Annotated in this window: 12 protein-coding genes; 10 read left to right on the top strand and 2 right to left on the bottom strand. The window is 44.7% G+C overall.

Features of this window, described 5'->3' with window-relative positions; all coding sequences use genetic code 11:
• The first annotated feature begins 31 nt into the window (after window positions 1-31).
• On the top strand, window positions 32-391 hold the full coding sequence (gene rplT / locus PWYN_RS05755) for a 50S ribosomal protein L20 (protein WP_036649386.1): 360 nt from the start codon (window positions 32-34) through the stop codon (window positions 389-391).
• Between the two features lie 93 nt (window positions 392-484).
• Here the strand turns inward: rplT and PWYN_RS05750 are convergent, their stop codons facing one another.
• A complete protein-coding gene (locus PWYN_RS05750) occupies window positions 485-1,045 on the bottom strand; it encodes an acyl-CoA thioesterase (RefSeq protein WP_036649376.1) in 561 nt (186 codons plus the stop codon).
• Window positions 1,046-1,351: 306 nt separating this feature from the next.
• Between PWYN_RS05750 and PWYN_RS05745 the strand changes: the two genes are divergently transcribed.
• From PWYN_RS05745 to PWYN_RS05725, 5 genes are all read left to right on the top strand, one after another.
• Window positions 1,352-2,362, top strand: a complete 1,011-nt coding sequence (locus PWYN_RS05745; RefSeq protein ID WP_036649374.1) for a BMP family lipoprotein — start codon at window positions 1,352-1,354, stop codon at window positions 2,360-2,362.
• Window positions 2,363-2,548: 186 nt separating this feature from the next.
• Window positions 2,549-4,093 (top strand): ABC transporter ATP-binding protein, encoded by a 1,545-nt coding sequence (locus PWYN_RS05740; RefSeq protein ID WP_036649372.1) that lies wholly within the window; start codon window positions 2,549-2,551, stop codon window positions 4,091-4,093.
• The gene (locus PWYN_RS05735; RefSeq protein ID WP_036649370.1) at window positions 4,080-5,153 is read left to right on the top strand and encodes an ABC transporter permease; all 1,074 of its coding nucleotides are present in this window, start codon (window positions 4,080-4,082) and stop codon (window positions 5,151-5,153) included. The genes PWYN_RS05740 and PWYN_RS05735 overlap by 14 nt, the downstream gene beginning before the upstream one ends.
• Window positions 5,154-6,113 carry an ABC transporter permease gene (locus PWYN_RS05730; RefSeq protein WP_036649369.1) on the top strand — a complete coding sequence of 320 codons (960 nt, stop codon included), beginning with the start codon at window positions 5,154-5,156 and terminating at the stop codon, window positions 6,111-6,113.
• Between the two features lie 226 nt (window positions 6,114-6,339).
• The gene (locus PWYN_RS05725) at window positions 6,340-6,699 is read left to right on the top strand and encodes a hypothetical protein (RefSeq protein ID WP_036649366.1); all 360 of its coding nucleotides are present in this window, start codon (window positions 6,340-6,342) and stop codon (window positions 6,697-6,699) included.
• A 12-nt stretch (window positions 6,700-6,711) separates the two neighbouring features.
• Here the strand turns inward: PWYN_RS05725 and PWYN_RS05720 are convergent, their stop codons facing one another.
• Complete coding sequence (locus PWYN_RS05720) at window positions 6,712-7,158, bottom strand: GNAT family N-acetyltransferase (protein WP_036649363.1); 447 nt, start codon at window positions 7,156-7,158, stop codon at window positions 6,712-6,714.
• Between the two features lie 608 nt (window positions 7,159-7,766).
• Here PWYN_RS05720 and ilvB point away from each other — a divergent pair.
• From ilvB to PWYN_RS05700, 4 genes are all read left to right on the top strand, one after another.
• The gene (ilvB, locus tag PWYN_RS05715) at window positions 7,767-9,512 is read left to right on the top strand and encodes a biosynthetic-type acetolactate synthase large subunit (protein WP_036649360.1); all 1,746 of its coding nucleotides are present in this window, start codon (window positions 7,767-7,769) and stop codon (window positions 9,510-9,512) included.
• Window positions 9,509-9,994, top strand: a complete 486-nt coding sequence (gene ilvN / locus PWYN_RS05710) for an acetolactate synthase small subunit (protein WP_157261091.1) — start codon at window positions 9,509-9,511, stop codon at window positions 9,992-9,994. The genes ilvB and ilvN overlap by 4 nt, the downstream gene beginning before the upstream one ends.
• Before the next feature lie 180 nt (window positions 9,995-10,174).
• The gene (gene ilvC / locus PWYN_RS05705) at window positions 10,175-11,167 is read left to right on the top strand and encodes a ketol-acid reductoisomerase (protein ID WP_036649356.1); all 993 of its coding nucleotides are present in this window, start codon (window positions 10,175-10,177) and stop codon (window positions 11,165-11,167) included.
• Between the two features lie 116 nt (window positions 11,168-11,283).
• Window positions 11,284-12,825, top strand: coding sequence for a 2-isopropylmalate synthase (locus PWYN_RS05700; protein ID WP_036649354.1), 1,542 nt, complete (start codon window positions 11,284-11,286; stop codon window positions 12,823-12,825).
• Window positions 12,826-12,932 lie beyond the last annotated feature (107 nt).

Raw genomic sequence — 12,932 nt, 5'->3', positions numbered from 1 at the left:
TTAAACACACATTTTTGGGAGGTTTATTAATATGGCAAGAGTTAAAGGCGGATTTGTAGTTCGTCGTAGACATAAAAAAGTATTGAAGTTGGCAAAGGGTTATTTCGGTTCAAAGCACCGCATTTTTAAAACAGCTAAAGAGCAAGTAATGAAATCGATGGTTTATGCTTACCGTGACCGTCGTCAAACAAAACGTAACTTCCGTAGACTTTGGATCGTTCGTATCAATGCAGCAGCACGTTTGAATGGCTTGTCTTACAGCAAACTTGTATACGGCCTGAAATTGGCTGGAGTAGAAGTTAACCGTAAAATGTTGGCTGATCTGGCTGTAAATGATCTTAACGCATTCAACTCCCTGGCTGTAGTAGCCAAAGAGAAAATCAACGCGTAAGTACAATGATATAATCGAAAAGCACCGCTATACGGGTAACCCGCAAGCGGTGCTTTTTTTGTGTCGAATAATTTAGTCATTATTGAAATTTAATTACTGTATCGGACTATTCTGTTCCCAGTATTTCGAAGTATTCAACTGTGAGGCGAGTTTTTTACTCATGGCCCGTCTTACTTTCCGCAGTTCTGCGCGTTCTTCGGCTGACTGATTCATAAGCTTTTCTTCCACAGTTTCCGGGATGATGTTAGGAACTGGCAGTGGAACTCCATCTTCACCAACTGCAACAAAGGTGAGGAAGGATGTGGCTGCTACAGCGCGTTCCCCTGTGTATAAATGTTCTGATATGACTTTTACAAACACCTCTATACTGGTGCGTCCAGTCCAGGTTACGAAGGATTCGAAGCAGACTGAATCTGTAGGTCTGATCGGCAACAGGAAGTCGACGGAGTCCGCAGATGCTGTAACTACATTAGCCCGACAATGGCGCATGGCTGATATGGAGGCTACTTCATCTATGCCACTCATAAGTTTTCCGCCAAAGAGAGTCTTATGGTTATTGACATCATTCGGGAATACACGGCCGGTTTTGAACACGCGTGATTCACGGCAATATTTAAATGCGGGAGTCTCTGATAGATCTTTATCTTCCTTCATAATGGTCAAACTTCCTTTCGGGTGCAACTATAAAGATTCATACTAATAGAAAATACATCCTTGTGCAATACTAATTGTAATGAATGGTTTAAGAAGTTAGTTATTTAGAGGTTTCATAACATGATCCGAAAACTATTGTGACATATGATGTCATAGAAAGCGTTTTCTTACACCAATCCGTAAATTATTATTGACCGGAGGTCATTAATTAACTGGATTTTAGGGTTTTTTGCAGTTATAATTTGTACAATGGAATGTCCATGCAAAGACAGAAGACATCCAATTTCTTAAGGGGGAACACATTCGATGAAAAAAGCTTTCAAACTATCGCTCGTTATGTTGCTTGCAATGACAGTCATTTTGGCTGGTTGCGGCAAGAACGACAACAATTCTGGTGCTAAATCCGATGTTAAAGTCGGTATGGTAACAGACGTAGGCGGAGTAAACGACAAATCCTTTAACCAATCTGCTTGGGAAGCACTGGAAGCTCTTAAGAAAGAGGCGGGTATTGAAGTTAAATATTTGCAAAGTAAGTCCAACGCTGATTATCAGCCTAACCTTAACCAATTCATTAAAGATGGCTACAATCTAACTTGGGCTATCGGTTTTGACCTTGGGGATGCACTTGGTAAAGTGGCTGAACAGAACCCGGATGCTAACTTAGCAATCATTGACAGTGTAGTGGATAAAGCTAACGTTCAGTCCGTTACGTTCTCCGAGAACGAAGGATCCTTCTTGGTTGGTGTTGTTGCAGGTCTTACAACTAAAACTAACAAAGTAGCCTTTATTGGTGGTATGGAAAGCCCAGTTATTAAACGTTTTGAAGTGGGCTTCACAGCCGGAGTCAAAGCTGTTAATCCTGACGCTAAAGTAACCAATACTTATGCAGGCGCTTATGACAAACCGGATATCGGTAAATCCATGGCTACTACTTTGTATGATGCTGGTAATGACATCATTTTCCCTGCTGCTGGCGCAACTGGCAACGGTGTGTTTAATGAAGCTACTTCCCGTAACAAAGCCGGTGGTGAAAAAGTATGGGTTATCGGCGTTGATAAAGACCAATCTCTTGAGTTTGGCGACGAAGTCACTTTGACTTCCATGGTTAAACGTGTTGACGAAGCTGTTAAAATGGTTTCCCAACAAGTAATCGATGGTAAGTTCGAAGGCGGCAAAGTAACTGTTCTTGGATTGAAAGAGAACGGAGTAGGTCTTCCTGAAACATCTAAGGCTAATGTTAGTGCAGAAATTCTGGCTAAAGTTGAAGACTTCAAAAAACAAATTATCGACGGAACGGTTACTGTTCCAGCCGAGTAATAATGCCATAACTCTTTGTATTTGAACAAGGAACAAGGCCGGATACTAAGCTGGCCTTGTTCCTTGTTAACGTTTATTAGTGTATCTTAGAGCTATAAACACACTTTGCGAAGTAAGCTCCTGACTTTAGGAGACAACTTCCGGAGCAGTATTACCAGTATTTTATTCTGTGATGAGGGTGATTCCATGAGTGCTGCGGCTCCAGTCGTAGAGTTGAAGCAAATCACAAAGCGCTTTCCCGGTATTATTGCCAACGACTCCATAAGTCTGACCTTGCAGAAGGGCGAGATTCATGCGCTGCTTGGTGAAAACGGAGCAGGCAAATCGACCTTGATGAATATTGTATTCGGTCTCTATCAGCCCGACGAAGGTAGCATCGAAATCGATGGGAAACCAGTAATAATTGATAACCCAAATAAGGCCATTGAACTTGGTATAGGTATGGTTCACCAGCATTTCAAGCTTGTAGAGCCGTTTACGGTTACTGAAAATATCGTCCTTGGGATGGAACCGAAGAAAGGTCTTAAAATCGACTACAAATCCGCTTCAGAACAGGTTCGCAAGCTATCCGAGCAGTATGGCCTTAAAGTGGATCCGAATGCCAAAATCCATGATATCTCTGTAGGCATGCAGCAACGTGTAGAAATTATGAAGACACTGTATCGAGGAGCGGATATTCTCATATTCGACGAACCCACCGCCGTGCTTACACCGCAAGAAATTATTGAGCTAATGGCCATTATGAAGCGGCTGGTTGCAGAGGGTAAATCCATTATTTTGATTACGCATAAACTTAAAGAAATCATGCAAATATCCGATCGGGTTACCATTATTCGTCGAGGTAAAGTGATTGATACTGTGCAAACATCCAATACAAATCCGAATGAACTGGCTGAAAAGATGGTTGGACGCGGTGTGACGTTCAAAGTGGAAAAAGCGGATCCGCATGTTGGACAAACTGTCCTCAAGCTGAATGATGTCAGCAGTAAGAATAAAGACGGCATTTCAGTGCTGAACGGACTCAGCTTCGAAGTGAAAGCTGGAGAGATACTAGGGATTGCCGGCGTAGATGGGAACGGACAGAGTGAGTTGCTTCAAGCGATTACAGGTCTGCGCAAAATTGATTCCGGTTCCATAACCATGACCGGCAAGGAAATTGCAAATCTCTCCCCGCGTGAAATTATTGAGATGAACGTCTCTCATATTCCTGAAGACCGCCATAAACATGGTCTTGTACTTGATTTTACTGTAAGTGAGAACATGGTGTTGGAAACTTATTATAAGAGCCCTTACAATAAGAATGGCTTCTTGAATAAGGAAATTATTAATAAGCATGCCGAAGATCTGGTTAAAGAGTTCGATGTGCGTACACCATCTATTGAGAACATGGCACGTTCGTTGTCCGGCGGTAATCAGCAAAAGGCGATTATTGCTCGGGAAATAGACAAAAATCCAACCTTGCTGATCGCTGCACAGCCTACACGAGGACTTGATGTAGGAGCGATTGAATTCGTTCAGAAGCAATTGATTGCTCAGCGTGACCAAGGCAAGGCCGTGCTTCTGATTTCGTTCGAATTGGATGAAATAATGAATGTATCGGATAGAATAGCTGTTATTTACGAAGGACAAATTGTTGGCGAGGTATACCCTCAGGATACGAATGATCAGGAGCTTGGGCTAATGATGGCAGGCAGCTTGAAGCGGGGAGGTAACGCAAATGCAAAGGTTTAAAAAAATATTTGCGACTGACATCTATATTGTACCTCTTGTTGCCATTTTGCTGGGCTTTCTAGTTGGAGCTATAGTTATGATCGTCGGCGGCTATAACCCCATTGAAGCGTATTCTGCATTGTTCAGACGGGTCTTCGGTAGTCCATACGATTTCGGTGAAGCCATTCGTGAAATGACTCCGTTGATGCTAACAGGTCTGGCAGTTGCCTTTGCGTTCCGGTCAGGTTTATTTAATATTGGTGCTGACGGCCAAGTAATTATAGGTATGACGGCGGCTAGTGTGATAGGAATCAAGTTCGCTGGTCTGCCAATGTTCATCCTTGTTCCGCTTGCGGTTATAGCTGCAGGGCTGTTTGGCGGGCTTTATGCTGGAATAGCAGGCTATTTGAAGGCCAAGCGGGGAATAAATGAAGTTATTACAACGATCATGTTGAATTGGATTGCCTTGTTCTTGTCCAATTATATTGTTAGAACATTTTTGCTGCTTCCGGGTCAGAATCGCTCAGAGGATATTCCAGCCTCGTTGTCTATGACTTTTCTAAATTCTTTATTTGATAATGCCCGCTTGCACTGGGGAACCTTCATTGCTCTTGGGGCAGCCACTTTCTTCTATATTTTCTTATGGAAGACGAAACAAGGTTACGAAATGCGTGCTGTCGGTCTGAATCCACATGCTGCTGAGTATGCCGGGATGAACGTAGGACGGAATGTTGTGAAGGCTATGTTTATCAGTGGTGTATTTGCCGGCTTAGCGGGTGCAGGAGAAGTGCTGGGTGTATTTCACTACCAATCTATTTTCGCCTCATCACCAGGATATGGCTTTGATGGTATAGCGGTCGCATTGCTTGGATTAACACATCCGCTTGGTGTTATTCTAGCGGCCATCCTTTACGGTACCTTGACTTATGGCTCTGCGGGTATGAGCTTCGGGGCGGATGTTCCCCCTGAACTGATCCGGATCGTTATTGGATCGATTATATTCTTTATTGCTGCACAGGGAATTGTGCGATGGGTTCTTAAACCCTTTTACTTCAAGCGTAAGAAAGAGAAGGTGTTATAGATGGATGTGCTGACGATGCTAGGTCAATTGCTAAATACGACACTTGTATTTTCCACAGCGCTCATTTTTGCCGCACTTGGCGGCATCTTCTCAGAACGCTCCGGTGTAGTGAATATTGGACTTGAGGGCTTAATGATGTTTGGTGCATTTGCTGCTGCAGTAGGCGGTTACTACGCACAGGATGCAGGGTTTGGAGCTTGGGCTCCTTGGGTAGGTGTTATATGTGCTATTGTTGTAGGCGCTCTAGGATCACTTATACATGCTGTAGCCTCTATTACATTTAAGGCCGATCAGACGATAAGTGGGACGGTTATTAACTTTTTAGCCGCCGGTAGTACCCTTTATATGGTAAAACTGCTGTTTGAAGGTTCGGGTGAAACCCCGCTTCTGGCAGGCTTCAGTAAATATAAAGTGCCGTTGCTTTCGGATATTCCAATTATCGGGGAGGGAATATTCAGCTCCTATCCCACAACTTACCTGGCTATTGTGCTGGTAATCGTCATTTATTATGTTCTGTTCAAGACTCCGTTTGGTCTGCGACTTCGTGCTGTGGGTGAACACCCGAGTGCAGCGGATACGCTTGGTGTTAATGTGAACAAAATGAGATATATCGGTGTAATTCTGAGTGGTATGCTGGCTGGTATTGGCGGAGCGACGATTACACTTACGACTACAAGTACCTTTGCTCACAACACCATCTCCGGCCAAGGCTTTATTGCTATAGCAGCGATGATTTTTGGTAAATGGAATCCTGTAGGTGCCTTTGGCGCAGCCGTATTCTTTGGATTCTCGCAAGCCATTCGTAACTATGTTCAATTGTTTGAGTGGTCGAAGAATATTCCTCAGGAATTTATTTTCATGATTCCGTATGTGTTGACCATTATTGTATTGGTAAGCGCAGTGGGCCGATCCTCTGCACCTAAAGCTTTGGGTCAGCCTTACGATCCAAGCAAACGATAGGATTCAATATTTCTTAAATTTAGACGTATTTCCGGTTATCCGGGGATGCGTTTTTTTTATTTAGCGCTCTACAATGAGCCTTTATGAGTTCGGACGGGCTGAGGTACAGGCGAACAACAGATTTGCTGAATACATTGTTTCGAAGACGGTGATAGCCAGATTAGTTCATTTTATTACAAGGGGTTAACTAAATAATCCTTTGTGCAAACTTTTGAGGAGGGATATTATGACACAACCGGTAACGAAGAAGCAGGTCATGAAGCTTATAGGGAAAAATATTGTAGCCTTAAAAAAAGATGGTACCAAGATTTCGGGTAAGCTGCTCCGAATCTCCGGGAACCGTCTTATTGTACAGCGAGTATCCGGCAAAAAAGTACAAACAAAGGCGCTTATTCCTTTGGTCTTGTTTGATCTGTTGGCTGTAGGTACAGCTCCATACAATTACGGTGGCTATGGATACGGCGGGGCTCCTTATGGCAGTGGATACGGATATGGTTATGGTGGTGGAGGCGGCTACGGAGTAGGAGGCTCTGGATACGGGTATAGCGGAGGATATGGTGGGGTGCCGCCTATTGGATTTTTCTAAGAGGATAACCTATTACGAGAGCCGTTTTTCTAGTTCATAGCAAAAGCTTTGTGTCAGATAGCGTGCTATGCTGTAATCCATCTTTTGATAAAAGGAAAGACCCACGGCATTACCGGCGTCCACGGCTACCTTGGCCCTCTTGCACCCACGAGAAAGTGCAAACCGCTCTGCACGGTCCATCAGCATATTTCCCCAACGTTTGCGCTGGGCGTTGGGTGCTATGGCCAGCATATCGATGTACAGTAAATCCCCGTGCAGCATGTAATGAACGAATCCCAGGGGATCGCTATCATAATCAGGACAAGCCACCAGGGTTACTCCGTGTGCCAGACGTCGTGGCATTTCTTTTTTTATCTGATTTAGTACGCTTTCAGGCATATGAGATAAGGGTACAAGCTGGGTTTCAATTAACCCAATAATCACGGTATCATCCTGCTTGGGTCTACGGTAACGAATCATAAAGCGCCCCCTCACACGCGTTGTTGTACATCATATGACGGCAGGGGGTATCAGCGTTCCATCCATGAAATAAGAAGGACAATAAATCACTAACGAAAAGATGGGTATTGACTAACCGTGTGAGGAATCATATAATGTGTCTAAACATTTTATCGAGTATACATGCATCGGCAATGATGAGGACGAAGTTTTAAGGGCTCTTTTGTTCAGAGAGTGAGAGGATCTGCTGCAACCTCCACCAAAATCCCTTATATACGAGCTCACCTCGGAGCTGTTTTCCTGAAAGGTCCACTGGATACGAGGGTGGAATTATTAGGGAAAATCGTTTGGTCCGCGTTACGGACTTCAGGTTACAGAGATTTGGGCCCTGCCTACATCGATGGATTTTTGTATACCTGATAAGGCGTTGCATCGTGAGATGTAATGCAAACATGGGTGGTACCACGGAAGCTCAACCTTTCGTCCCTCACGCGCTATTACTGTGCGTGAGAGGCGGAAGGTTTTTTTGTTGCCAAGAAGGAAGAGTAAGCTGTTTCTTACCTAATTGTTGTTACGTAGACGGTCCGTCATTTGCATAATGAATGTTAAATATCGGAGGAGGAATACTGATGAGCGCACAAATACCAGAAGTACAGTCGGTAGAAGAACTGCTTGAGAAATGGAAGCAGCCTGAAGTCATAACCGGGTCGGAGATTTTACTTCGCAGTCTTGTACTGGAAGGCGTGGATACTGTATTCGGTTATCCGGGCGGAGCTGTACTCTATATCTATGATGCTTTGCACAACTTTAAGGAATTCAAGCACATCCTTACACGCCATGAGCAAGGTGCTATTCATGCGGCTGATGGTTACGCGAGAGCAAGCGGTAAAGCGGGTGTCTGTATAGCGACCTCAGGTCCTGGGGCAACGAACTTGGTAACAGGAATTGCTACAGCATTTATGGACTCTGTACCTCTTGTAGTGATTACAGGAAATGTATTCTCCAGCTTGATTGGAACCGATGCTTTTCAGGAAGCGGATATTACGGGAATAACGATGCCGATCACTAAGCATAGCTATCTTGTTCGAGATGTAGAGGATCTGCCTCGTGTGATCCATGAAGCGTTCCATATTGCGAATACAGGGCGCAAGGGTCCGGTGCTTATCGATATTCCAAAGGATGTATCGGCAGCGAAGACTTTGTTCGCACCTGTGAATACTGTTAATCTTCGTGGATATAATCCTCGGTTGGTTCCTAATAAACTTCAGCTTGAGAAGCTGGTTCGCGCTATCGCGGTTGCGGAACGCCCTGTTATCATTGCAGGAGGCGGAGTTATCTACTCTGGTGCCCATGAAGCTATGTACGAATTCGTGAAGCGGACACAGATTCCGATTACAACAACTTTGTTGGGTCTGGGAGCCGTTCCAAGTGCCGATGATCTGTGGATGGGTATGCCGGGCATGCACGGCACATATACAGCCAATAATGCTATTCAAGAGTGTGATTTGCTCATTAATATCGGTGCTCGGTTTGATGACCGTGTTACCGGCAAACTTAATGGTTTCGCACCAAAGGCTAAGATTGTTCATATCGACATAGACCCGGCGGAGATCGGCAAGAACGTAAAACCCGACATTCCGATTGTTGGAGATGTAAAGACCGTACTTGAGATGCTGAACCCTGATGTTAGCCGTACAGCTAAGGCCGATGCATGGAGAACTCAAATTGCTCAGTGGAAGATGGACAAACCTCTTCGTTATAATGATTCGGAGTCAGAGCTTAAGCCGCAATGGGTTATTGAAATGATCAATGAGACGACAAAAGGTGAGGCCATTGTTACTACGGATGTAGGGCAGCATCAAATGTGGGCGGCACAATATTACAAATTTAATCACCCGCGTTCATGGATTACCTCTGGCGGACTGGGAACGATGGGTTTTGGATTCCCGGCAGCGATCGGAGCACAAATGGCCTATCCTGAACGGTTGGTAGTATCCATTAATGGTGATGGCGGAATGCAAATGTGTTCCCAAGAGTTAGCTATTTGCGCCATTAACAACATACCGGTTAAGATCGTAGTTATTAACAATGAAGTGCTCGGTATGGTTCGTCAGTGGCAAACTTTGATTTATAACAAACGGTACAGCTATACAGATTTGGCAGGAAGCCCGGATTTTGTAAAGCTCGCCGAAGCATACGGGGTAAAAGGCTTACGTGCAACGAACAAAGAAGAAGCAAGTGCGGCTTGGAAGGAAGCTTTGGAAACACCGGGTCCAGTATTGGTAGAGTTCCTTGTTCCTAAAAACGAGAACGTCTACCCGATGGTCGTACAAGGCGCAACCATCGATCAAATGCTGATGGGGGATGAAGAATAGTGATGAAACATACGATTGCCGTTCTGGTAAATGACCAGCCAGGTGTATTGCAAAGGGTGTCTGGACTGTTTGGACGCCGAGGGTTTAATATTGAGAGTATCACAGTAGGGCAGTCTGAAGAGGTTGGACTGTCCAGGATGGTCATTGTGACTCTTGGAGACCAAAATACCTTAGAACAAATAGAGAAACAGCTCTATAAGCTGATCGATGTCATTAAGGTAGTTGATTTAGGCTCCAAGCCAATGGTTGCCCGCGAATTAGCACTTATTAAAGTGAAATCCGAACCTGCAGAGCGTCCAGAAATTATGGGTGTTGTTGAAACCTTCCGCGCCTCGGTTGTCGATATTGGAAGCACCAGCATGCTGGTTCAGGTAGTAGGAGATACACAAAAGATTGATGCTATGATTGAGCTCTTGAAGCCTTACGGTATTAAGGAACTGTCACGTACGGGTGTTACAGCGATGATTCGTGGCAATGCATAAAAAAGAGTATATTTTAAGGCTTTAACGAATTGATGCTTTTAGGCATTAATAGGTGATCATGAACGGCTTTCCCGCTAAAGAGCGGGAGCTTGAAGAGGAGCTTTTATTTACAATCAGCAGCCAGCTCTCTTGAAGTACCCGCTCTTTAGATGGGTCCCAATTAAAAGGAGGATTTTGACAATGGCAGTGACAACGTACTATGAACAGGATGCAGAACTTAGCGTATTGAAAGGCAAGACAATTGCGGTAATCGGTTACGGAAGCCAAGGCCATGCCCAAGCTCAAAATCTACGTGACAGCGGTTTGCAGGTAGTTATCGGTTTGCGTGAAGGTAAGTCTTTTGAAACCGCTCAAAATGACGGATTTGAAGTACTTCCAGTAGCAGAAGCGGTATCTCGTGCAGATGTAGTACAAATTCTCTTGCCGGATGAAACACAGGCATCTGTATATAAGAATGATATCGAACCGAATCTTAAAAAAGGTGCGGCTCTGATGTTCTCCCACGGGTTTAACGTACACTTTGGACAAATTGTTGCTCCTAAAGATGCGGATGTATTGCTTGTAGCACCAAAATCACCAGGCCACATGGTTCGTCGTACTTATGTAGAAGGCTTTGGCGTTCCTGGACTCATTGCTATTGAACAAGATGCAACTGGCAAAGCAAAAGAAGTAGGCCTAGCCTATGCAAAAGGAATCGGATGTACTCGTGCCGGAGTCATCGAAACTTCTTTCCGTGAAGAAACAGAAACAGACCTGTTCGGTGAGCAAGCTGTATTGTGCGGCGGTGTATCTGAACTGATCAAAGCAGGTTTTGAAACATTGACAGAAGCTGGATATGCTCCTGAAATGGCCTACTTTGAATGTCTGCATGAGTTGAAACTGATCGTTGACATGATTTACGAAGGCGGATTGGCATCTATGCGCGATTCCATCAGTAACACAGCTGAATACGGTGACTATGTAACAGGACCGCGTATCGTAACTGCAGATACGAAAAAAGCAATGAAAGCTGTACTTACCGATATTCAACAAGGTAAATTTGCTCGCGATTTCATCTTGGAGAACCAATCAGGCCGTGCATTCCTGACGGCTACCCGTCGCAACGAAGCAAATCACCCTGTAGAGGTTGTTGGAGCTCAACTTCGTGAAATGATGCATTGGATCAAGAAATAATCTTTATACTTAAGAGACTGTAAGGACATATAATGTAATACTTCGATGCGGCCGTACACTTTGCGAGCCGCATTTGAAGGTTTTCTGATACCATTTCTATTTAGGGGGTGCCTAGCATGCGGAAAATATATGTTTTCGATACGACGCTTCGTGACGGAGAGCAGTCGCCGGGTGTGAACTTGAATACGCGTGAGAAAGTAGAGATTGCCTACCAGTTGGAGAAACTGGGGATTGACCGCATGGAGGCAGGATTCCCTGCAGCTTCACCAGGTGACCTGGCTGCTGTGAATGCGGTAGCCAGAGCCGTCAAGAACGTGACAGTCATTGGCCTCTCTCGTTCACGCGAGACTGACATTGATGCGGTTAAGGAGGCTCTGCAGGGAGCTCAAGACCCTTGCATTCATATTTTTCTGGCCACCTCACCCATTCATCGCTTGCATAAGCTGCGTATGAGTAAGACTCAGGTGCTGGAAACAGCCCAATCAGCCATACGCTATGCCAAAAAACATTTTTCCAAGCTTGAGTTTTCATTGGAAGATGCGGGGCGTACGGAGCTTGATTTTATGGCTGAAGTCGTTGAAATGGCAATTCGTGAGGGTGCGAATGTGGTCAATATCCCGGATACTGTAGGCTATTTGAATCCTTCGGAATACGGAGCGATCTTCAAATACCTTAAGGAAAATGTGCCGGATATTGAACGAGTTCAACTTAGCGCCCACTGTCATAATGACCTAGGGATGGCAACGGCTAATACGCTCGCCGCGATTCAGAACGGAGCGGATCAAATCGAAGGAACCATCAACGGAATCGGTGAAAGAGCCGGTAACACAGCTATTGAAGAGATAGCGATGGCTCTGGAAACACGCAGCGAATTTTTCGGTGCGAAGACCTCCCTGCTGCTCTCGGAAATTTCCCGTACCAGCCGTCTCGTGAGTAAGTTGACGGGTATGGTAGTTCCGGGGAACAAGGCAATCGTTGGTGCCAATGCATTTGCCCATGAATCCGGTATCCATCAGGATGGGATGTTGAAGGAGAAAACAACCTACGAAATCATGACGCCGGAAACGATTGGTCTTAAGGAGAGTAAGCTGGTTCTAGGCAAACATTCGGGCCGCCATGCTTTTAGGGATAAGCTGAACGATCTGGGATATGATCTACCGGAAGCAGAGCTAAATGCTACCTTTGCCAAATTCAAGGATTTAGCGGATAAGAAGAAAGAGGTATCTGATGAAGATATCCTGGCGTTAATTGAAGAGAAATGGATTGATACACCGGAAATTTTTAGTCTGAAGACGATTTACGTTACTTACGGCAATGAAGCTACTCCTAATGCAAAGGTTATTATTAGCGGTCCTGATGAACAACTGATCACAGCTATAGCAGAGGGCAACGGCTCCGTTGATGCCATATATAATGCTATTGATAGGGCAACAGGAGAGGAAGTCACCCTGGGTGATTATTCCATCAAATCCGTAAGCCGGGGTAAAGATGCACAGGGTGAAGTTCATGTTGTTCTCACACAGGGTGATGTTGCCGCGCAGGGTCGAGGTTTAAGCACGGATATTCTCGAAGCAAGTGCCAGAGCCTATCTTAATGCACTTAATAAACTTTTGGAAAAACGGCGGACGTTCACGAAACGTGACCATGCGAGTCTGTAACTTGTATTAATATTAGACAAGAATAGCCGTTCCGCAGTGAATTTTGCTGAGGGATGGCTTTTTTTGTGCAGAAAATGTCTATGTAGTTTCATTATTGTTAATATTTT

Origin of the sequence: Paenibacillus wynnii (assembly GCF_000757885.1) — a bacterium.
In the GTDB taxonomy this organism is placed as follows: domain Bacteria; phylum Bacillota; class Bacilli; order Paenibacillales; family Paenibacillaceae; genus Paenibacillus_AQ; species Paenibacillus_AQ wynnii.
This window is presented reverse-complemented; position numbering and strand designations above follow the sequence as displayed.

Coding starts and splice junctions, on each gene's coding strand:
- PWYN_RS05735 (WP_036649370.1), top strand. CDS start 4,080: ATGCAAAGGTTTAAAAAAATATTTGCGACTGACATCTATATTGTACCT.
- PWYN_RS05740 (WP_036649372.1), top strand. CDS start 2,549: ATGAGTGCTGCGGCTCCAGTCGTAGAGTTGAAGCAAATCACAAAGCGC.
- rplT (WP_036649386.1), top strand. CDS start 32: ATGGCAAGAGTTAAAGGCGGATTTGTAGTTCGTCGTAGACATAAAAAA.
- PWYN_RS05725 (WP_036649366.1), top strand. CDS start 6,340: ATGACACAACCGGTAACGAAGAAGCAGGTCATGAAGCTTATAGGGAAA.
- ilvC (WP_036649356.1), top strand. CDS start 10,175: ATGGCAGTGACAACGTACTATGAACAGGATGCAGAACTTAGCGTATTG.
- PWYN_RS05750 (WP_036649376.1), bottom strand. CDS start 1,045: ATGAAGGAAGATAAAGATCTATCAGAGACTCCCGCATTTAAATATTGC.
- PWYN_RS05720 (WP_036649363.1), bottom strand. CDS start 7,158: ATGATTCGTTACCGTAGACCCAAGCAGGATGATACCGTGATTATTGGG.
- PWYN_RS05745 (WP_036649374.1), top strand. CDS start 1,352: ATGAAAAAAGCTTTCAAACTATCGCTCGTTATGTTGCTTGCAATGACA.
- ilvB (WP_036649360.1), top strand. CDS start 7,767: ATGAGCGCACAAATACCAGAAGTACAGTCGGTAGAAGAACTGCTTGAG.
- PWYN_RS05730 (WP_036649369.1), top strand. CDS start 5,154: ATGGATGTGCTGACGATGCTAGGTCAATTGCTAAATACGACACTTGTA.
- PWYN_RS05700 (WP_036649354.1), top strand. CDS start 11,284: ATGCGGAAAATATATGTTTTCGATACGACGCTTCGTGACGGAGAGCAG.